Here is a 19,100-nt window from a genome sequence, read left to right as displayed (position 1 = left end):
ACACCCCGTCAAGGTCCGGCCAAGCGGCTACGGTCGGGCCATGGCTGGCGGTCAGGTATTCGTGATCGACCGGGTGGTGACGAAGCCCGGATGCGCCAGGACATTCGTCGACACCTACCTCGCCGAATATGCGCCCGGTGCGCGTTCCCGCGGTATGACATTGCGCGACGTCCTCGTCAGTCCTCCGATCTGGTCGGAAGACCTCGTCAACACCGTCATTATCAGCTGGACGCTGCCCAGCGCGCAGGCTTGGTGGGAGATGACCTGGAAGGGCCGGCCGGACCCGGCACTGGGCGAATGGTGGTCGCAGATCAGCGAACTGGTCACCGAGCGGTCCCGGCATTTCGCCGGTGCCGCCGACGACGTCGATGGCCTCTGCGATGTATAGCGTCACCAGACTCATCGACATCGCCGAAGGAGAGCGGGATCGCGTGCTGGCGGCCGTACGTTCGGGAGCCGAAGCGACCGACGCACACCACCGGCTCGTCGAGCCGACGCTGCCGGGGTCGCGCAACGGGGGCGACGTCCTGGTCCACTTGAGGTTCAATTCACGAAGTCAATGGCTCTCGGCCGCAGATGAATTCGCTACTACGCTGATGGATCCAGCGATTACCCGCATCAATGGAGCGACTTACCCCGGCGTTCCGGCACGCAGCGACGCAGGCGCGGGCACCGTCTATCGCGCCCTGTTGTTGCGGGTCCTACCAGACGCCGACGCCATCACCCGCGGACGTTTCGAAGACGAGCTGTCCTCGATGCCCCACTACATACCGGCCATCACAGCGTGGCAGCTGAGCCGTGTCGACGATGCGATCGGGACGTCGCAATGGACGCACGTATTCGAGCAGGAGTTCTGCGATCTCGACGGACTGATGGGCCCCTACCTGATGCATCCGTTCCACTGGGCGGTGGTGGACCGATGGTTCGATCCGGAATGTCCAGAAGTGATCGTGCGGGATCGGGTGTGCCACAGCTTCTGTCGATGCGACGCTGCCTTGCCCGACTAGCTGTTGAAGACGTCGATGCTATAGGCCGGCAGGCAGGACATTGGGGTTGGCGGACGCTGGTGGCTCCAGCGGCGGCAGCTCGGACTTCCCATCGAGGCTGTGCACCGGTAGGTGTTGCGACCAGGGGTAGTGCAGGCTGAAGGCCACCAGGCCGGTACGCTGCGCGGCCGGCAGATAAGACATTGCGAGCACGGTCTCGGCGAGATACTCGACCGGCTCGGTGAAGAATGTCTCCGGGATCAACTGTGCGGCACCGGGTGTGCGAACGGCCGTCGACGGGCCGACGCAGTTCACGGCGATGTTGGCGTCGAGCAACTCGGCAGCCACGCCCTGGGTGAAGCGGTGCAGGGCCGCCTTGCACGACGCATAGACGACGTCGCCGGAGGTTTTGTTGTAGTCACGGTATGGCCGCACCGGGGCCACACCGGTGACCGACCCGATGTTGACGATCCACCCACCGCCTTGTTTACGCATATGCGGTACAGCAGCTTTGGTCAACACAAACGGCGTCCGTAGGTAATGCTCTATGGTTCGGTCAAAGGTTTCCAGCGACATGTCCTCGATTACCGAGTAGTCGGCGAAACCGGCGTTATTGACCAGGATGTCGATGCGTCCGGTCCGGTTTAGCACCGCGTCGACCAGACTGTCACGTGCGGCGCCGTCTTCGAGGTCGGCGGTCAGCCCGAACGCCGATCCACCAGCCCCTTCGATCAGGGCGATGGTCTCGTCGATGGTCCCCGGTATCGCCGAAGTGATCCCGGCCCGGTTCGACTGCGACGGCTGGAAGGCGCGCGCCGTGACCGCGACGGTCGCACCCTCGGCCGCCAGGCGCTGAGCGATTGCGCGGCCAATGCCGCGGCTGCTGCCGGTGACCAAAGCCGTTTTACCGGCGAGCAATTGGCTCATCGTAAGGTGAAATCGTCTTCGATCGGCGCGCGATGCTGATGCCAGACGTCGACCAGTCGATACGGCGTGGCCACCACCACCCGGCCCGATCCCGACCGGTAGTAGGTGTGTGCATTCGGCGTATGGCACCACACGGTGCCGCTCATCGCCTCGTCGATCGCCGCAACATACTCGTCGTAGGCCTGTTGAGTGACTTCCATTGTGGTGGCGCCGCGCAGCGCCATCAACTGCAGGCATTCGATGATGTAGTGCGCCAGCACTTCCATCGAGAAGTTCGCGCCCGCACCGTGACCGGGACTGTAGTTCGGCGCGGACATGGTGAACAGGTTGGGGAAGCCTGGCACGGTGCCGCCGCGGTAGGCGCGCGGGCTGTCGCCCCACTCCTCGGCCAGCTTCTTGCCGTCACGGCCGCGGATGTCGATGGTGGACAGGAAGTCCAGGTAGTAGCCGGTGGCGTAGATGATCACGTCGAGATCGATCTGCCGACCGTCCTGTGTGACAATGCCTTTCGCGTTGACCTCGGCAGGCTCACTGGCCTCGACGTCGACGTGATCGCGGGTCAACGCCGCGTAGTAACCGCCCGGATCGCGAATGATCCGTTTGCCGTAGGGCGCGAAGTCCGGCGTGACCTTCTTGGCCAGCTCCGCGTCCTTGCCGAAAGTCTGCTCGATGTACTCCAGACACATCTGCAGCAGCACGTCGTTGGCCGCAGAGATGGACAGGTGGTCCTTGGCCCACTCCGGATCCTGCAGGATGACCGGATAGTTGTTGTCCGCGGTGCCCCAATAGGATTTCAGCCGGTTCCAATTCGCGTAGTACGGCAGGTGGCGCCCAAGGTAGCGCCTGTGCGCGGGGACCTCGTCGGTGGGCCGCTTGCGCGGTGCCACCCAGTGCGGCTGACGCTGGAAAACCGTCAAATGGTCGACCTGGTCGACGCATGCGTCGACGATCTGCACCGCCGTGCAGCCGGCCCCGATGATCGCCACCCTCTTGCCGGTGAGATCCAGCGATGAATCCCACTGAGCCGAGTGAATGCTGGTGCCCGCGAATGCCTCCCGGCCCTTGACATCGGGCCAGCGCGGACGGTTGAGGTAGCCGGCCGCGGTGACCACGACGCTGGCGTAGCTGACGTCGCGACGGCCGTCGGCATTGACGGAATGGATCTGCCACTGGTTGCGCTCGGCGTCCCACCACAACGCGTCGACCTCGGTGCCGAACCGGGTCCGCTCGCGCAGCTTGTACTTGTCGGCCAGAGCCACCAGATAGCGTTGGTACTCCGCACCCTGCGGGTAGTAGCTGGTCCACTCGGGGTTGACCTCCCAAGACAGCGAGTAGTACGCCGACGGCGTGTCGACGCCGATGCCCGGATAGGTGGTGGTCAGCCAGGTGCCCCCGACTTCCTCGTTACGGTCGAAGATCTCGTAGGACACGCCCTCCGCTGCGGCCGCCAGCGCGACGCTCATCCCCGCGATGCCCGCGCCGACGATGGCGACGTTCACGGTGTCCGGGATCGGCACCGTGCGCGGCAACGTCGGCTGTGAGCGGTGAAAGCCGCCCTGCTCGAGCAGCAGGTCCACCTGCTCGTCGTCGACCTCCGAGCCCAGTGCGACCGGCAGCAGCCGGGCGAACAAATCCCGGTCGACGGCGGCCACCGGGTCGGCGCGCCGGGGCTGTTCCAGCGCCTCGATGAGGGCGTTCACCAGTGCGTCGGCGGTATCGGGGTCGGTGACGCCGGCCCGCTCGGGCGGGTCGGGAACGTGCGAGATTCTGGGCGCGTACGCGTCGATCACCGACGGGTCGCCGGTCAGCTGAGCCAGCACCGCCACCAGCACGCCCGGGTCAGCCTGGCGCAAGTTGTCCCGCAGTTCGCCGGGGTCAGGAGCGGCGGGACCGGTGGGCGACGTCGATTCCCTGGCGGCGGCGGTCATACCGTCGAGTATCGAGTCGGCCGGGAGTGTCGTGCGGCCACCTTTCTACTGAGCGGGACACGAGTAGGCCCGCGGCGGCACCCCTCGCCTACCCTCCAACACATGGACCGGGTGCGCTTCGACGAACGGCTGGGCACCGTGATCGCCCAAGCTCGGAGTCATTCACTCGGCGATATTCCGCGCAGGTCGGCCCGCCGCCAGCCGGACAAGACCGCGATCATTGACGGAAACACGGTCTTGACCTTCGCCGAGTTCGATGATCTGGTCGACAGAGCGGCGGCGGCGTTGCACGACAACGGCTTTGCACCCGGCGATCGCATCGCGCTGCTGGCGCACAACTGCTGGCAGTACGCCGTGCTGGCGTTCGCGACGGCCCGCGCCGCGGTGGTTCTGGTGCCGATCAACTTCATGCTCACCGCTGAGGAGATCGGCTACATTCTCGGCCACAGCCGAGTCCGCGGATTCGTCGTCGAAGCGGAGCTGATCGCGACGGCCGAACAAGCGATGCGGATGGACGGCTCAGTCACAACAAAAGTCGGGGTCCTGCCGGTAGGGGCAACCGCTCCGGCGGGCTGGGCAGATTTCGCGGCGTGGTTGACGACCACCGCCGCGGCCCCCAACCCGCCCATCGACGACGACCGGCTCGTGCGGCTGATGTACACCAGCGGCACCGAGTCCCGGCCCAAGGCGGCCATGCACTCCAGCCGCGGCCTGATGTGGCAATATGTCAGCACCGTCGTCGCCGGGTCGATGACCGGTGACGACATCGAGATCCACTCGCTGCCGCTTTACCACTGCGCGCAGCTCGACAACTTTCTGGCCACAGACATCTATCTCGGCGCGACCAGCATCATCCTCCCGCGTCCGGACCCTGAACTGGTGCTGCGCACCATCGCACGCTACGGCGTGACCAATTACTTTGCGCCGCCGACGGTATGGATCAGCCTGCTGCGTTGCCCGGTCTTTGGCGAGGTGGACTTGTCCAGCCTGCGGAAGGGATACTACGGCGCCTCGGCAATGCCCATCGAGATCCTCAGCGAGATCCGCTCCCGGCTACCCAATCTGAGTTTGTGGAACTTCTATGGCCAGACCGAAATAGCGCCACTGGCATCAGCCCTCGGCCCGGCTGAGCAGGACGCCCACGCCGGTGCAGCCGGTCGCCCCGTGATCAATGTCGAAACGACAATTCTCGACGAGAACGACATCCCGGTGGCCACTGGTGTCGTCGGCGAGATCGCGCACCGCAGCCCGCATTTGATGCTGGGCTACCTCGACGATCCTGAACGCACCGCCGAGGCCTTCCGTGCCGGCTGGTTCCATTCCGGCGATCTCGGCTACTTCGACGAACACGGCCTGCTGCACGTGGTCGACCGCAAGAAAGACATGATCAAAACCGGTGGCGAGAACGTGGCCAGCCGCGAAGTCGAGGAAGTTCTGTACCGGCACAGCGGTGTCCAGGAAGTCGCGGTATTCGGCGTGGCGCACCCGGTCTGGGTGGAAGCTGTGGTGGCCGCGGTGGTCCCCCGCGATGGAGTCACCCTGACCGAGGACGATCTGGTGATCCACTGCCGGGAGCACCTGGCCGGCTTCAAGACACCGAAATGCATCTTCTTCGTCGATGCACTGCCGAAGAACCCCAGCGGAAAACTGCTCAAACGCGAACTGCGCGAACGCTTCAGCCTCAACCAACAGCTGTCGAATCAGCGATGAGGTGACCGATCCCCTTCACACCGGGAGGATGGGGATCTTCTTCATGGCGCTGGCACGGGGATCCGGCGCGGCCGCGGCTGCCTGATGATTTTCCTCGCCCCGGGTGTACGTCCACACGCAGAAGGGCTCGCCTTGGGCGAACTTGAAATCCTTTGGCGGCAGGTTGATGTCGAGCTTGCAGCCGGGAAAGAACGGCGCGGAGATCCGCTGTTCGAACGTGCAATTCATCCAGGCTCGCGCCGGCGGATAAAGGCCTTCGTCGGTGTATTTCTGCAGTACTTCGCATCGGCGCATGTTGAGCACAACGTGATCCGGGTTGTGCACGATGTATTCGCCGCCGTAGCCGAGGGTGCCGTCGATACTGAGACACGCCAGCTTGAGGAAGTCGACGACGTGCACGGGTTCGATCTTGAGCACCTTGGCCAGCTTCGGGTATTCATAGTCGATGATGAGCTGGTACATGTCCGGCAACCCAAGCCACACCTCGTCTTCGGGGATGATCTTGGTCCACTGGTCGATGAAGTAGTTGTGTCCCTTGAGGTATTGATCCCAGTACGTTTTGATCAGCCGCATCAGAGCTGGTTTGGTGAGGTCGTCGGTGTGTAGGTCAAACGGAATCGCTTGGTACTGAGCGTTTTTCCAATCCCACCCGGGCGGCGCGATGAAGCGGCCCATCGGCATCACCTGGCGCATGACCGCGCGTGACACCTCGGCGGCAACGTCCATCGCGGTGTTGATGCCGACCTTGTCGGCGTAGGTGGTTACGTGCGCGTAGGGAACGAAGTTCAAGGTGTCCTCGAACACACGCGCCAGTCCCAGCAGGAAGTCGCGCGAGAAGTCCTGGATGTTACCGACTTTGCCCATGAAGTCGTGTGTGTAGTCGTCGTAGCTCAAGTCGGCTTCTTCAGTGGCCATTTCAGTTCCTTCCTCGGCAGCGAGGCTGTCAGATTCTGCACAATCTGTCATAATCTGACAGCGATGCTAGGCACGGGGGCCCTCGAGCATCACGCGGCATTTCCACTGAGTGGGACAGACAGCAGCAAAGGAGCGTGACGTGACTGCGCAAGGCCGGCCCACACTGAGCGAACGGCGCGCTGAGCAGTTCCGGTTGGACATCGCTATGGCTGCGCGCGACATCTTCCTTGCCGAAGCTTCGACCTCGGCAACCGTCGAGCGCATCTGCGAGGCGGTAGGCATTGCGCCCCGCACGTTCCACCGACACTTTCCGGTCAAAGAGGACGTTGTCATGCCGTTGTTTCGCGAATTCGGCAGGCTGAGCGTCCAATCGCTCCAACAAGCCCCGCCCGACAGCGACACCGTTTACACCTTGGTCGAGGCGTTTGCCACTGAGGTACCCCGGCGCGGACAAGTCGAGATCGACCGAAGGTTCTTAGAGCTGATGCTTCGAGCTCCGCAGTATCGACTGCGCTGGCTTGATTGGGGGGAAGGGCTCGCTGCCCCCATCTCAGACTTTCTCGCCGCCCGTTACGACCTCGGCGCCGACCCGTTCCGCCGCGAGCTGCCGGCTCACCTGGTGATCCAAACCTGCAGGCAAGCCTACGTTTACTGGGTGGAGGACGGTGACTTCGACCACTTGAGATGGGCTTTGCGCACCGGCATCGAGGTGATCGTCGGCGCGCTGTCACCCCTTGCGTCAACCTGATCGCCGTTCCACTCACCGGGCATCCACGGTCCTATCGGGGCCGCACCGAGGTTGACTCGCTCCATGAGCCACGACATCGCGTTGCCAGAGCTACAAGAGTTCATCGCCGGCTTCTGGTACCACTACGACGAAGCGCACTACGACGAGCTGGCGGCCAGCTACGCCGAGGACGTGCGTTACCTGACGCGCAGCGATTCCGGAGCCAGCCCGTTCGAGGACTTGATGTCACCGGAACTGCACGGACGCGACGCGGTGATGGAATGGCTGTCCGATCATCGCAAGCAGAGCCCATACCCGTTGCGCCACCACGCCACCAACGTGCACCGCACCGGAACCGAAGGTGACGTCACCCGCGCGCGTTTCTATATCCTCGTCAACCAAATCGCCAACTTCGTACCCTTCACCGTGTCCAGCGGCGTCGTCAACGTCGGCGTCCGGCGCGAACCCACCGGGCTGGTGTTCACCGAGATGGACGTCGTGCTCGATGCCACAAACTCCGTCCTGCTATCGGAGTTGGCCGCCGACAGCGCCACAGGTTCGTGAGCGCACGCGAAACATTCTCTGGCGGCGTCGCCGTCATCACAGGTGCCGGCGCCGGGATCGGCGCCGGACTGGCACGATATGCGAGCGGCCTGGGCATGACCGTGGTCCTGGCCGACATCGACGCCGTCGCCATCGCCGCGCTGCGCGGCGAACTCTGCGCAGCGGGCGGCCGCGCGCTGGACATCGAGTGCGACGTTACCGACCCGGACGCCGTCGGAGAACTCGCCGACCGCGTCTACCGCGAAGTCGGACCGGTACGTCTGTTGGTGAACAACGCCGGCGTCGAACAGTTCGGCTACCTGTGGGACACACCGGTACCCAACTGGCGGCGCGTCGTCGACATCAACATCAGCGGAGTCTTCTTCGGGGTGCGCGCGTTCCTCCCGAAGATGATGGCCACCGACGAGCAGGCCTGGGTGTGGAACCTGGCATCGGTCGGTGCAGTACGCGCAATCCCGCTGCAGGCGCCCTACATCATGAGCAAACACGCCGTGCTCGCGCTGACGGAATGCCTGCACCTGGATGTTCAATCGGCGGGTCACGACCACCACATCCACGTGCAGGCGGTGCTTCCCGGCGCGGTGGTGTCCAACATCTTCGAGTCGGCGGGCGGCGTCGACTCGAACGCCGGTGATGTCGCTGCCGCTGAGGCGCAGCGCTCCGCGATGCTGGACATCAAGGCCACGGCCATGGATCCGCTGGCGGCCGCCGAGACGGTGTTCGAGCAGGCCGCGGCGGGCCGCTTCTATCTGCTCACCCAGCAGTCCGTCGCGTCAGCCATGGCAGACCGCGCGAATGTGCTTGCTGCACAACGCCGTCCGGCGCTGAGATGACACCGCGACTCGATCCCGACGCCGCCGCGCGGGTGGCGGCGTTCGGAGCGATACCGCCGATGCGCGAGCGCGGCTTGGCTGCCGTGCGCGCCGCAGTCGAATCCGCGCCGCTGCCCGATGAAATGCCCGCGATGGCAAGCATCGGCGATGCCGCAATACCCGGCCCCGCCGGATCGATTTCCGTCCGGATCTACCGTCCTACAGGCGGTTCCGGTCAGCCCGCGCTGGTCTACTTTCATGGCGGCGGACTCGTCATGGGCTCCAACCATTCTTTTGAACCGCTGGCCCGCGAGCTTGCATCGGCGTCGGGTGCCACCGTCGTGGCCGTCGACTATCGGTTGGCCCCGGAATCGCCGCCGCCCGCGCAATTCGACGATGCCTACGCCGCCACCGAGTGGGTATCGCGAAACGCAGACAACCTTGGCCTCGATGCCGGCCGCATCGCGGTAGTCGGCGACAGCGCAGGCGGGTCGCTGGCGGCCGCGGTTGCGCTGGCCGCACGTGACCGTTCCGGCCCGGCGATCTGTGCGCAGGTGCTGCTGTATCCGGGCCTGGATCGTGACATGACCGCACCGTCGATCATCGCGCTTCCCGCTGCCCCGCTGCTCGTCCGCGACGACATCGACTTCATGCACGCCCTCGCTGACGGCAACGCCGGCCCACCCCGGGATCCATACCTCGTTCCCGCTTACGCATCCGACCTGTCCGGCCTACCGCCGGCGATCATGGTGACCGCGGGATGCGATCCGATTCGGGACTGGGGCGAGCGGTACGCGGCACGGCTGCGAGATGCCGGCGTGCAGACCACCACCACCCGCTATCCCGGCATGTACCACGGCTTTCTGATGCGCTGTGACGCGACCGCGCGCGGGCGGTTGGCCATCGCCGAGATCGGCGCGCTGCTGCGGGCGAAGTTCGCGCACCCGGTCCGATTCGACGTCCCGATCACCGGACATGACGGCGCCGCAACGCGGTGACGTCACCCACAATCACGCCAACGCAGAATTGGCAGAAGGAGACAGCTGATGCTCACCGACGAGCGCCGGAGGGAGCTTTCCGACGTGTTGCGGCCGGCAGCACCGCCCCGCGAGATCGAAAACGTTTACACCGACGACCAACGCGAGCGCCTGCTCGACGTCGTGCGCACCGAGGGCCCGTGGAAGTTGATCATTGCGCAACACTTCGCGTCGGCCGAGGAACTGATCGCAACCATGAGCGGCGTATTTCCCGAGGGCTTCGAGCCCTCCCTGGACCTGTTTCTGACGCCGACTTTCCGCGGCTACCTGGCCAACTACGGCGCGGTGCTCTACCCGCAACTGCATGACTGCTTCTACAACGCGCAGTTCCTGGAAATGGCGAAAAGCTATTGGAACGCGCAATACGCCAAGCCGCAGCTGATGCTGTTCAACATCAACGGGCCGTGCGCGAATCGCGATCCGGGACATCTGGACTCACCGAGCTTTCGTGGCGTGCGGTACGAGAATGCACCGACCTGGCTCACCAGCGTGATGGGCAAGTCGGGCCTGTTCCAGGACTACCTGATCAAGATGGCGCAAGTAATCACCTGGTTTTCACTCGACAGCGGAAGTGGATTCACCTATTGGCCCGAGGGTCCGCTGCGAGCACCCAGCCGTGTGCTGCCGCCGATCAACAACCGTGGAGTCGTCGTGCAGAACGAGATGATGGTGCACCGCGGCGAAGCCAATGGCCCACTAAATCAACAGATTCCGGCCGGCTTGGCGTTCGACACCGTGTTCACCGGCGATCCCGACGACCGCGACCACTGGCTGCTGAAGAACGGCGACGAGTCGATCGCGCGGCACCACACCGACGAGTTGCGATTCTTGGTGCACTGGTCGGCAGAGGTGTTCTCCGACTATGACGAACTGAAGAAGAACATGGAAGGTTCGGCTGACCTGACCATCGAGCAGGCGATCGACACCATGGTCAGGGACGTCAATGCTCAGGGCATAAAACTTGCCATGCCGGACGACCCGCTGCACGACCCGGAATTTATCCGCACCCTCAACGCGGCCTATGATCTGGGTGGCCCGTCGAATTATCCGCAAGAGGCGCCGATCAGCGCCTTCCAGCTGGCGTGACCTCTGTGAGCATCCTCCAGCGTTATGCCAACCGTCGCGTGATAATCACCGGGGGTGGTTCCGGCATCGGCCAGGCGACCGTTCTGCGCATCCTCTCCGAAGGCGGTCACGTGGTCGCCGCCGACATCAGTCAAGCAGGCTTGAAAGACACCATCGCCAAGGCTGAGCCGCACGTCGAGCGGCTCAGCACGCTGATCATGGATGTCGCCGACGAGGACTCCGTGAAGACCGGTGTCGCCCAGCGGTTACGGCGCTTGGCGGCCTAGATACCCTGGTCAACGCTGCAGGAATCCTACGATCGGCTCACTTTGAGGACACCACGACAGACGACTTCGAACAGATGCTCCGGGTCAACCTCGTCAGCACGTTCCTGGTCACGCGCGAAGCAATCCGCGAATTGCGCAACGGCAACCGACCTGCGGTGGTGAACTTTACGTCGACGTCCGCCCAGTTCGCCCACCCCTACATGTGTGGCTACGCCGCTTCAAAAGGCGGCATCCTGTCGATGACCCACGCGCTGGCACTGGAGTTCGCCAAGGAGGGCATCCGGTTCAACTGCGTGCAGCCTGGGTCGATCTCGTCCGGAATGACCGACGGCACTGGGCAATCCAAGCAAAGCGTCGGTGCAGGCCTGCCGGCCGACGCCGACTATTCGCTGTTCGTCAAGGCGCAGCCCATGCTCCCGCTGGAAGGCGGCGCACAATTCGCCCCACCGGATGCGGTCGCTTCTGCTGTGGCGATGCTCGGCTCGGCCGACGCCTATTTCATCACGGGCACGGAGCTGCGCATCGACGGCGGCACGCACATGTGAACCGCAGTCAGCGGATCAATTCGTCGATGATCGGAAGTGCGCCCCGTTCGACGGCTCCGTCGATCGAGTCGCGTAGGTCAGAACATGCCAGGAATATGCCCGGGGAGTGTTGCGTGAGCGCCGCGGTCTGTTGCCGCTGCGGACACATCGCTGTCGCTTCAGCGGTCCATTGAATACTGGTCTGCTGCCAACTGCTCTTGCGAGCCAGCACCTGCGCCCCGCAGCGGCGGCAACTCACCGGCAGCAACGGCGCGTCTTGCAAACGGTTGTCGCTGCAATCGGTCATGCCGGCGAGGTTTGTCCGATTCGTGCGGCTTCGCTTTTCTTGATGTTCTCCTCGACCTGTTGCTGCCAGGCCTCGCGGGGTCTGGTGACATCGATCTCATACTCGAACCTGTCCACCATGTCGGCCGTCACGTCCGCGACATCGACGTAGAACTGCTGATACCAACGCCGTAGTTGATACACCGGGCCATCCTCTTCACACAACAGCGGGTTATCGATGCGCGCCTTGGTTTTCCAGATCGCGACATCCTGCTCGAAACCGACTTGCACCCAGTCACCTAGTGCGATGGCAGTCTGCATTGCCGCTTCCTCCGGCAAATGCTCAGACTTTTTGACGATGATCCCATATTGCAGCACAAACGAATTCGCATCAATCGGGTAATGGCAGTTCAGCAGAACCGTCCTTTGATCCTCATGCTCGAAGTGATAGGTCAGATCATCGATCATGAACGATGGCCCGAAGTATGACGCGGCCGAGGTAGTGCCCAGCATCTGAGGCTGACCTTCGGGGTCGGGTATGTCACCGCGCGGGCCGCTATTCATATATTGGGTTGCGATCTGCCCTTCGAAGATATTTTTGAAATATGTCGGCATTGATCCGTGGATGTAGAAGAAGTGCGCCATGTCGACGACGTTGTCGATGATTTCGCGGCAGTTCGTGTTGACGACCGTGGTGTACCAATGCCAGTCAGTCCATTCCCGGCTGCCTGCGCCTTCGATCCGCGGAATGATGAGCTCCGCCGGCGGCGGATTGCCTTCCGGATCGTTCCACACGAACAACATTCCGTCTTGCTCGAGGGTGGTCCACTTCGCGGTGCGGGCCAGCTTGGGCACCCGCTTGCTGTACGGCACCCGTTTGCACCGGCCGTCGCCGCCCCAGCGCCAATCGTGAAACGGGCAGGCGATCTCATCGCCCTTCACTTGGCCCTGCGTGAGGTCCCCGCCCATGTGCCGGCAATGCCCGTCGAGCGCGTTGATCTTGCCGTCGCCGCTGCGGAAGACCACCAGCTTCTGACCGAACGCGTGGACGGCATGGGGTTTGCCGTCGCCAAAGTCCTTGGTCAGGCCCAAACAGTGCCAGCCGCGCGCGAATCGGGACGGGGCCACCGCCGCTTCGATCTGGCGAACCTCGTCGGTTTTCAACTCCAACGTCATGTCGTTTTTGTACAACCGCGCGCCCACCCATGGCACGGACCGTCCCGCTGGCAGGGAGAAAGCAATCACAATGCCAAAGTGGCGGCTTAACCTCGTGTCTGTGACGACTGCGCTCTCAGCCACGATCCCTGCCCGTCTGCCGGTGCGAGACAAGGTGGTCGACCTCCTGGTCGTGGGCTCGGGCACGGGTATGGCAGCAGCGCTGGCTGCCCACGAGCGCGGATTGAACGTATTGATCGTGGAGAAGTCGTCGTATGTCGGCGGCTCGACGGCGCGCTCCGGCGGCGCGCTGTGGCTGCCGGCGAGCCCGATCCTCGCGGATAAGGGTGCCGGAGACACCATGCAACGTGCCGAAACCTACCTGCAGTCCGTGGTTGCCGGCACCGCGCCGGCCGACCGATCCGCCGCCTATCTGCGCAACGTGACCTCTACGGTCAACATGCTGCTGCGCACCACCCCGATTCGCCTGAGTTGGGCCAAGGACTATTCCGATTACCACCCGGAGGAGCCGGGTGGTACAGCCGGCGGCCGCACGTGTGAGTGCCGCCCGCTGAACACGGCGATCCTGCGGGAATACCGGACCCGGCTGCGGCCCGGCGTCATGGAGGCCAACGTCCCGATGCCGACCACCACCGCCGACTATCGGTGGATGAACCTGATGGCCCGCATTCCGCGCAAGGGCGTACCGACCATCGCCAAGCGCCTCGCGCAAGGAGTGGGCGGTCTCCTGATAGGCCGACGCTATGTTGCAGGCGGGCAGGCGCTGGCCGCGGGACTGTTCGCCGGTGTGGTGCGGGCGGGGATTCCGATTTGGACGGACACCGAGCTACAGCGGCTGAGCACTGCCGACGGACGGGTCACCGGCGCAGTCTTAGGCCATGACGGACGTGAGGTCACCGTCACCGCGCGGCGCGGCGTGGTGTTGGCGGCGGGCGGGTTCGATCACAACATGGCCATGCGGCGGAAGTTTCAGTCCGAATCCCTTGGCGAACACCTTAGCCTGGGCGCCGAGACCAACACCGGTGACGCGATCCACGCCGCTCAAGATGTCGGCGCCGCAACCGATCTGATGGACCAGGCATGGTGGTTTCCGGCCGTGGCGCCGCTACCCGGAGGCGCACCGTCGGTGATGCTGGCCGAACGATCACTGCCTGGTTCGCTGATCATCGACCAGAACGGCACCCGATTCATCAACGAGGCAACCGATTACATGTCGTTCGGACAGCGCCTGCTGGAGCGAGAACACTCGGGCAATCCGGTGGAGTCCATGTGGATCGTCTTCGACCAGCAGTACCGCAACAGCTACGTCTTCGGCGGTGCACTGTTTCCGCGCATGCCGATCCCGCAGTCGTGGTACGAAGCCGGGATCGCCCATCGCTCGAATGACCTGACCGAACTTGCCGACATGATCGGCGTTCCCAGAACACATTTCAGTGCGACCATGACGCGGTTCAGCGAGATGTCGCGGACCGGAGACGACGCCGACTTCCACCGCGGTGACAGCGCCTACGACCGCTACTACGGCGACCCCACCATCGGCCCCAACCCCAACCTCCGCGCCCTCGACAGGGGCCCGTTCTATGCGGTGAAGATGGCGCTGAGTGACCTCGGCACCTGCGGCGGTCTGCGCGCCGATGACCGCGCTCGGGTGCTGCGCGAAGACGGCAGCGCGATCGAAGGCCTGTACGCGATCGGCAACACTGCGGCCAACGCGTTCGGGAACACTTATCCGGGTGCGGGCGCGACGATCGCGCAGGGACTGGTGTACGGCTACATCGCCGCACATGACGCCGCGTCGAACTGATTAGAGGAGCCTGCAGATGACCGTCGTCAACATCCCGAGTTTCACCCTCCCATGACAGCCGAAAGCGAACTCGCGCAGCTGAAGTCGGTCTACGGGCCGCTGACCGATTCGCTGCGCCGACTCATCGACTTGAGCATCCGAACCGAAGCCGACGCCGCGACGGTCGCCACGGCTAAGGCCAAGATCGACAGCGCCGCCGACGATCTGAGCACGTCAGTATCACCGGGATCGTTCGGCATCCGGAAAAGCCGGGACGGCCAGCCAATGGCGTGGGGCAACGTCCTGATCGGTTTGCGTAATCCCATCGCCCCTCCTCTGGTCGTCCAGCACGGAACCGACGGTCAGGTATGGGCCGACCTCACGCTCGGTGCGCCCTACGAAGGTCCGGCGGGACACGTGCACGGCGGAGTCTGCGCCCTGATCCTCGACCACGTGCTCGCCGCGACCGCCCACAAACCCGCAATGCCCGCCGTCACCGGCACCCTCTGTGTCCGCTTCCTGCGAGGCACCCCGCTTGGTGCCCTGCGGGCAGAGGCGCATATCGATCGGGTGAAAGGTACGAAGACGTTCGCGATCGGCCACATCGCCGATGCGGCGGGCATTACCGTACGGGCCGAAGGGGTGTTCATCTATCCGCGCGACGGCACGCGATGAGCATCCAAGGCGACAAACGAAAAGAAGACCAGCGGACAATCTCTCACTGCGCGGCCACGTCCAGAGCCGGCGCCGAGACACCCTCGAGCCCGCTGCTCAGCAATGCGTGCGCGCCGGGTTGACCATCCAGGACGCGACTGACACGTTTGCTGATCCGCCACTGGCCATCGACCCGCCGCAGCTCGAAATGATTTGCCGTGGCGCGCCATACGCGGTAAGCGCCGTCATCCCGTAGTAACACAAGTGATTCGCAGACCGCCACCGCCTTATCCTCGGCTACTGTCACGACACTCGGCCCGATGAAGTGACAGCATCCGTTGGCCACCAAATCTTGGTGGGATGTCGAACTCACCATCGCGCGGACATCGGCCCGGCTTTGCATGCTCCACGCCTCAACGTCATAGGTACCGTCCTCGGCCCAGAGCGCCGCCGCGGCATCGGCATTCGCTGCATCCGCCGCCGGGCCGTACGACGCGATCAATTGGGCGATGTCGTGTTCGTCCTCAAGACGTCGCAGCCGCGCCGCGATGTCCTCGATGTTGGTCATGGCTCAGCTCCTTCCATGATTTTTCGCTAGCTCGTAAAGAGCGGACAATTGTTCGGCGTAGTGGGTCGCCGAATGCGCGCGCACCGAGCATGTCACGGCCGTGGCTCCGACGTCGCAGAGCTTGCGCAGATGGTCGTGCACGCGGCCGGGTTCATCGGTGGGATCCAGGGCTCCATTGGTGCCGAGCACGATGTCGAATCCCTCCGGAAGCGCAACGCCGGCCAGCATTTCGCCGACCTCGCTGGCGCCGAGCCCGAACGGCATCCACCCGTCGGCCAATTCCACCGCCCGTCGTAACGACCGTTTGGTCCTGCCGCCGACCCATATCGGGACGTGCCGCTGAAGCGCGAAGGGCCGCAAGGACATTCCCGAATAGGCAAAGTGCTTGCCGACGTAGGCGGGCTCGCGTGTGGACATTGAACACCGCAGGGCGCGCAGCGCGTCATCCGCCCGCTCGCCCCGGTCGGCGAATGATGCGCCGAGCAATTCGAATTCGGCCGCCAGGGAGCCCACTCCGACTCCCAGAATTAACCGACCGCCGCTGATGCGGTCCAGGGTCCCGTAACGCTTGGCAATCGCGAGCGGGTGATGGTAGCCGAGGACCACCACAGATGTCGCCAACCGTATCCGGGTGGTTCGGGCCGCGAGAAACCCCAACGTCGCCAACGGATCCCAGTACACATCGCCGCGCGTGTCGCACTCAGCCAACGGCACCGCGACATGCTCTGAGCAGGTGAGGTAGTCGAACCCGAGCGCGTCGGCGGCCGCGGCGATACCGACGATGTCGTCCACGGTCGCCGTGGCTTCCCAGTCTGCTGCGAAACCGGGCACCGCGGTCACCACAGGGGTGGCTAGGCCGAGCCGCATCTATGTCCGACCAATCAGTTCCTGAACAACCTTGTGTGCGCCCAGCACGATCGCCGCACGATCGGGCCCGCTGCCCTGGTGTATCGCTTCGGCATTGCCGCCGGCGATGAAGACCGGGCCGTTTGCCAGGTTCGCTAATCCTTCGCGTGCCACGTCGGCCGGTTCGGAAACGGTCAGACCCGGCACGTCGAAGTTCAGCCCAACCCGTTCTATGGCCGGGGTTCGGGTCACGCCGAGCACGAGCTCCAGAACGTCGATGCCGTAGTCGCGCAACTCGATCCACAGGCTCTCGGCGAACAACCGACCGAACGCCTTGACCCCGGTGTACACCGACTGACACACCGATCCATGCGTCCCTGCCATGGAACCGACCAGCAGGATGCCGCCGCGGCGGCGCGATCGCATAGGCCTTCCGAAATAGTGCACCAGGTCCAGCATCCGCATCACGTTGAGGTCGATCACCCGATGGAAATCGGCGAGCTCAGCATCCAGGAACGGTGCGCTGCAGGTGTTGGCGCCGGCGTTGTACACCAGCAGGCCGACGTCCACGTCCGCAGCCTCGGCGATGATCCGCGAAGTGGATTCGGGATCAGTCAGATCCAATGCCAACGTCCGGACCTCGGCACCAATCTCCCGGCACTGCCGGGCGGTGCCCTCGAGCGGTCCCGGCTTGCGCGCGATCAGCATGAGGTTGAAGCCGTCACCCGCCAATTGCCGCGCGAACTCGGCGCCGACCCCTTCCGAGCCTCCGGCGATCACCGCCCACGGGCCGTATTTGGAAATTTCAACCATCGTCCGCCTCCTCAATGAGGAGATTCTGGACCAGTCGCCAGGCGACTTGTGGCGGTGCTTCCGGTGGTCGGGAAATCTTCACTTCGATACATTCGGCGGCCACGCCGCGGGCTGCCGACAAGAACTGTTGTCAGCTTCGACTAATTGCGGGCCGGAGCCAGTCGCTTCAGCGCCAGCCCGCCTTCGAACGGTCGGTATCCGAATGCGGCCGGGGCGCGATAGCCGGTGTCCTCGAGTGGCGTGTGCACCTCGTCGACCGTGGGCCCGATCTTGGCGGCGATCGGCGTGAGTGCTTCGAGGTCGAACCGGTACAGCCGACCAGCATTGCCGCCCAGAATCTTTCGGCAGTCATCTTCCGATCTGTTGTGCAGGGCCCAGCGGATGGCCAGCTTGGAGTGTGGCGTGAAGCCTTCCTCGTGCGGGTAGTCACTGCCCCACATGATGTGCTCGGGACCCATGAAATCGATCATGCTCGAGTCGAACGGCGCCAATTCGCTGGCCAGATAGCAGTTTCGCTGTGCGTATTCGCTCGGCGTCAGCGTCAGAGCGTCGACCGACGTCCCGCCGAACATCCCGTAGGTGCGGTTGTGGGCCTCGGATTTCATGGTGGGCACCATGGCATCGAGCATGCCGAGTTGTGCCGGCACCCACAGCGTGCCCTGCTCGGTGGGCGCAAACCGCAGCGTCGGGTAGCGCTCGAACACCCCGGCCAGGATCAGGTGTCCCAGCGTGCGGTTGGCCCACATCGCCATCTCGGTGATCAACACCGCGTTGGACGCCGGCTGGTCCATCGGCATCTCGGGGCTGCCGGCGCCCGCGTGCTGCACGACGGTCAGGTCCAGATCCGCGCACAGCGCCCAAAGCGGTTCGTAACGAGTGTGGAAGAGCGGTGCGACGTTGGGATCGCCGGGCGAGACCGGTGGGACAAGCACGCCGCCGAAGCAGTTCTGCTCGACGCCCCAACGGATCTCGTCCATCGCAAGCTCGACGTCGTTGGGAAAGATTTGAATCAACCCGCGGCGACGCTCCGGGGCCAGCGAACAGAAGTCGACCTGCCAGCGGTTGTGAGCCTGTACCCCCGCCCACCGCTTCTCGAGCTCGTCGCGAGTCCGCGGCAGGCTGATGGTGATGTTCGGGGTGGTCGGGAAGAACGGCGGGACGGTGTTGGGCAGCAGCACCTCGGCGGCCACCCCGTCGGCGTCCATGTCGGCAATCCGGAGCTCGCTGTCCCAGTTCCGGCTGGCGGTGGCAATGATCAGGTCGTCGAATGGGCTTACGTACGTCTTGGACCACGCATCGAACTCGTCGTGCAGGGCCGCGGGCAAATACGGCTTGTAGTCGTCGATATCAGCCCCAGCGTGGGTGTCCGTCGAGATGACCACGTAGCGATCAATTGAGTCCCAAGTTGTAGTCATCGCATCCTCCGACCTCTTCGCTATGAAGATAGCTTTCCCGGATGGCCTGACGACCACAAGATCAAAATCTCATTGAGC

Annotated in this window: 19 protein-coding genes and 1 pseudogene; 11 read left to right on the top strand and 9 right to left on the bottom strand. The window is 64.1% G+C overall.

Annotation, left to right across the window (positions count from 1 at the left end):
* Positions 1-40: 40 nt before the first annotated feature.
* Positions 41-388 carry a hypothetical protein gene (locus AC5Y4H_RS15655; RefSeq protein ID WP_499983093.1) on the top strand — a complete coding sequence of 116 codons (348 nt, stop codon included), beginning with the start codon at positions 41-43 and terminating at the stop codon, positions 386-388.
* Positions 381-1,007, top strand: a complete 627-nt coding sequence (locus AC5Y4H_RS15650) for a Dabb family protein (protein WP_499983157.1) — start codon at positions 381-383, stop codon at positions 1,005-1,007. Before AC5Y4H_RS15655 ends, AC5Y4H_RS15650 begins: the two co-directional genes overlap by 8 nt.
* Before the next feature lie 18 nt (positions 1,008-1,025).
* Here the strand turns inward: AC5Y4H_RS15650 and AC5Y4H_RS15645 are convergent, their stop codons facing one another.
* Together AC5Y4H_RS15645 and AC5Y4H_RS15640 are read right to left on the bottom strand one after the other, a co-directional pair.
* On the bottom strand, positions 1,026-1,913 hold the full coding sequence (locus AC5Y4H_RS15645) for an SDR family NAD(P)-dependent oxidoreductase (RefSeq protein ID WP_499983092.1): 888 nt from the start codon (positions 1,911-1,913) through the stop codon (positions 1,026-1,028).
* Entirely contained in the window at positions 1,910-3,841 is a 1,932-nt protein-coding gene (locus tag AC5Y4H_RS15640; protein WP_499983091.1) for a flavin-containing monooxygenase, read from the bottom strand. The genes AC5Y4H_RS15645 and AC5Y4H_RS15640 overlap by 4 nt, the downstream gene beginning before the upstream one ends.
* Positions 3,842-3,943: 102 nt before the next feature.
* On the opposite strand from AC5Y4H_RS15640, the gene AC5Y4H_RS15635 reads away from it, so the two are divergent.
* Positions 3,944-5,551, top strand: coding sequence for an acyl-CoA synthetase (locus AC5Y4H_RS15635; protein WP_499983090.1), 1,608 nt, complete (start codon positions 3,944-3,946; stop codon positions 5,549-5,551).
* A 15-nt stretch (positions 5,552-5,566) separates the two neighbouring features.
* Here the strand turns inward: AC5Y4H_RS15635 and AC5Y4H_RS15630 are convergent, their stop codons facing one another.
* Positions 5,567-6,466, bottom strand: coding sequence for a hypothetical protein (locus AC5Y4H_RS15630; protein WP_499983089.1), 900 nt, complete (start codon positions 6,464-6,466; stop codon positions 5,567-5,569).
* 139 nt (positions 6,467-6,605) lie between these two features.
* Here AC5Y4H_RS15630 and AC5Y4H_RS15625 point away from each other — a divergent pair, with 139 nt between their 5' ends.
* The 6 genes and pseudogenes from AC5Y4H_RS15625 to AC5Y4H_RS15600 all read left to right on the top strand — a co-directional run bounded on the left by AC5Y4H_RS15625 (position 6,606) and on the right by AC5Y4H_RS15600 (position 11,503).
* Entirely contained in the window at positions 6,606-7,214 is a 609-nt protein-coding gene (locus tag AC5Y4H_RS15625; RefSeq protein WP_499983088.1) for a TetR/AcrR family transcriptional regulator, read from the top strand.
* A gap of 63 nt (positions 7,215-7,277) precedes the next feature.
* Complete coding sequence (locus tag AC5Y4H_RS15620; RefSeq protein WP_499983087.1) at positions 7,278-7,757, top strand: nuclear transport factor 2 family protein; 480 nt, start codon at positions 7,278-7,280, stop codon at positions 7,755-7,757.
* Positions 7,754-8,590 (top strand): SDR family NAD(P)-dependent oxidoreductase, encoded by an 837-nt coding sequence (locus AC5Y4H_RS15615; RefSeq protein ID WP_499983086.1) that lies wholly within the window; start codon positions 7,754-7,756, stop codon positions 8,588-8,590. Before AC5Y4H_RS15620 ends, AC5Y4H_RS15615 begins: the two co-directional genes overlap by 4 nt.
* Positions 8,587-9,567 (top strand): alpha/beta hydrolase, encoded by a 981-nt coding sequence (locus AC5Y4H_RS15610; RefSeq protein WP_499983085.1) that lies wholly within the window; start codon positions 8,587-8,589, stop codon positions 9,565-9,567. The genes AC5Y4H_RS15615 and AC5Y4H_RS15610 overlap by 4 nt, the downstream gene beginning before the upstream one ends.
* Positions 9,568-9,615: 48 nt before the next feature.
* Positions 9,616-10,692, top strand: a complete 1,077-nt coding sequence (locus AC5Y4H_RS15605; RefSeq protein WP_499983084.1) for a hypothetical protein — start codon at positions 9,616-9,618, stop codon at positions 10,690-10,692.
* 5 nt (positions 10,693-10,697) lie between these two features.
* Positions 10,698-11,503, top strand: a pseudogene (locus tag AC5Y4H_RS15600) (SDR family NAD(P)-dependent oxidoreductase).
* 7 nt (positions 11,504-11,510) lie between these two features.
* On the opposite strand, the gene AC5Y4H_RS15595 reads toward AC5Y4H_RS15600, so the two are convergent.
* Both AC5Y4H_RS15595 and AC5Y4H_RS15590 read right to left on the bottom strand, forming a co-directional pair.
* Positions 11,511-11,789 (bottom strand): ferredoxin, encoded by a 279-nt coding sequence (locus AC5Y4H_RS15595; protein ID WP_499983083.1) that lies wholly within the window; start codon positions 11,787-11,789, stop codon positions 11,511-11,513.
* A complete protein-coding gene (locus AC5Y4H_RS15590; RefSeq protein ID WP_499983082.1) occupies positions 11,786-12,943 on the bottom strand; it encodes a 3-ketosteroid-9-alpha-monooxygenase, oxygenase component in 1,158 nt (385 codons plus the stop codon). Before AC5Y4H_RS15590 ends, AC5Y4H_RS15595 begins: the two co-directional genes overlap by 4 nt.
* Positions 12,944-13,043: 100 nt before the next feature.
* Here AC5Y4H_RS15590 and AC5Y4H_RS15585 point away from each other — a divergent pair, with 100 nt between their 5' ends.
* On the top strand, positions 13,044-14,747 hold the full coding sequence (locus tag AC5Y4H_RS15585; protein ID WP_499983081.1) for a 3-ketosteroid-delta-1-dehydrogenase: 1,704 nt from the start codon (positions 13,044-13,046) through the stop codon (positions 14,745-14,747).
* Positions 14,748-14,798: 51 nt separating this feature from the next.
* Positions 14,799-15,401: a PaaI family thioesterase gene (locus tag AC5Y4H_RS15580; protein ID WP_499983080.1), complete on the top strand. Its 603-nt coding sequence runs from the start codon at positions 14,799-14,801 to the stop codon at positions 15,399-15,401.
* Positions 15,402-15,444: 43 nt separating this feature from the next.
* Here the strand turns inward: AC5Y4H_RS15580 and AC5Y4H_RS15575 are convergent, their stop codons facing one another.
* The 4 genes from AC5Y4H_RS15575 to AC5Y4H_RS15560 form a co-directional block, all read right to left on the bottom strand.
* Entirely contained in the window at positions 15,445-15,948 is a 504-nt protein-coding gene (locus tag AC5Y4H_RS15575; protein ID WP_499983079.1) for a nuclear transport factor 2 family protein, read from the bottom strand.
* Positions 15,949-15,951: 3 nt separating this feature from the next.
* Positions 15,952-16,815: an LLM class F420-dependent oxidoreductase gene (locus tag AC5Y4H_RS15570; RefSeq protein WP_499983078.1), complete on the bottom strand. Its 864-nt coding sequence runs from the start codon at positions 16,813-16,815 to the stop codon at positions 15,952-15,954.
* The gene (locus tag AC5Y4H_RS15565; protein WP_499983077.1) at positions 16,816-17,607 is read right to left on the bottom strand and encodes an SDR family NAD(P)-dependent oxidoreductase; all 792 of its coding nucleotides are present in this window, start codon (positions 17,605-17,607) and stop codon (positions 16,816-16,818) included.
* Between the two features lie 140 nt (positions 17,608-17,747).
* On the bottom strand, positions 17,748-19,022 hold the full coding sequence (locus tag AC5Y4H_RS15560) for an amidohydrolase family protein (RefSeq protein ID WP_499983076.1): 1,275 nt from the start codon (positions 19,020-19,022) through the stop codon (positions 17,748-17,750).
* Between the last annotated feature and the right edge of the window lie 78 nt (positions 19,023-19,100).

It is taken from the genome of Mycobacterium sp. NGS58 (assembly GCF_059812385.1).
The sequence above is the reverse complement of the archived record's forward strand: the minus strand, read 5'-3'. Positions and strand labels throughout refer to the sequence as shown.

Coding starts and splice junctions, on each gene's coding strand:
- AC5Y4H_RS15635 (WP_499983090.1), top strand. CDS start 3,944: ATGGACCGGGTGCGCTTCGACGAACGGCTGGGCACCGTGATCGCCCAA.
- AC5Y4H_RS15575 (WP_499983079.1), bottom strand. CDS start 15,948: ATGACCAACATCGAGGACATCGCGGCGCGGCTGCGACGTCTTGAGGAC.
- AC5Y4H_RS15580 (WP_499983080.1), top strand. CDS start 14,799: ATGACAGCCGAAAGCGAACTCGCGCAGCTGAAGTCGGTCTACGGGCCG.
- AC5Y4H_RS15595 (WP_499983083.1), bottom strand. CDS start 11,789: ATGACCGATTGCAGCGACAACCGTTTGCAAGACGCGCCGTTGCTGCCG.
- AC5Y4H_RS15620 (WP_499983087.1), top strand. CDS start 7,278: ATGAGCCACGACATCGCGTTGCCAGAGCTACAAGAGTTCATCGCCGGC.
- AC5Y4H_RS15560 (WP_499983076.1), bottom strand. CDS start 19,022: ATGACTACAACTTGGGACTCAATTGATCGCTACGTGGTCATCTCGACG.
- AC5Y4H_RS15645 (WP_499983092.1), bottom strand. CDS start 1,913: ATGAGCCAATTGCTCGCCGGTAAAACGGCTTTGGTCACCGGCAGCAGC.
- AC5Y4H_RS15650 (WP_499983157.1), top strand. CDS start 381: ATGTATAGCGTCACCAGACTCATCGACATCGCCGAAGGAGAGCGGGAT.
- AC5Y4H_RS15630 (WP_499983089.1), bottom strand. CDS start 6,466: ATGGCCACTGAAGAAGCCGACTTGAGCTACGACGACTACACACACGAC.
- AC5Y4H_RS15655 (WP_499983093.1), top strand. CDS start 41: ATGGCTGGCGGTCAGGTATTCGTGATCGACCGGGTGGTGACGAAGCCC.
- AC5Y4H_RS15640 (WP_499983091.1), bottom strand. CDS start 3,841: ATGACCGCCGCCGCCAGGGAATCGACGTCGCCCACCGGTCCCGCCGCT.
- AC5Y4H_RS15610 (WP_499983085.1), top strand. CDS start 8,587: ATGACACCGCGACTCGATCCCGACGCCGCCGCGCGGGTGGCGGCGTTC.
- AC5Y4H_RS15565 (WP_499983077.1), bottom strand. CDS start 17,607: ATGGTTGAAATTTCCAAATACGGCCCGTGGGCGGTGATCGCCGGAGGC.
- AC5Y4H_RS15590 (WP_499983082.1), bottom strand. CDS start 12,943: ATGACGTTGGAGTTGAAAACCGACGAGGTTCGCCAGATCGAAGCGGCG.
- AC5Y4H_RS15605 (WP_499983084.1), top strand. CDS start 9,616: ATGCTCACCGACGAGCGCCGGAGGGAGCTTTCCGACGTGTTGCGGCCG.
- AC5Y4H_RS15570 (WP_499983078.1), bottom strand. CDS start 16,815: ATGCGGCTCGGCCTAGCCACCCCTGTGGTGACCGCGGTGCCCGGTTTC.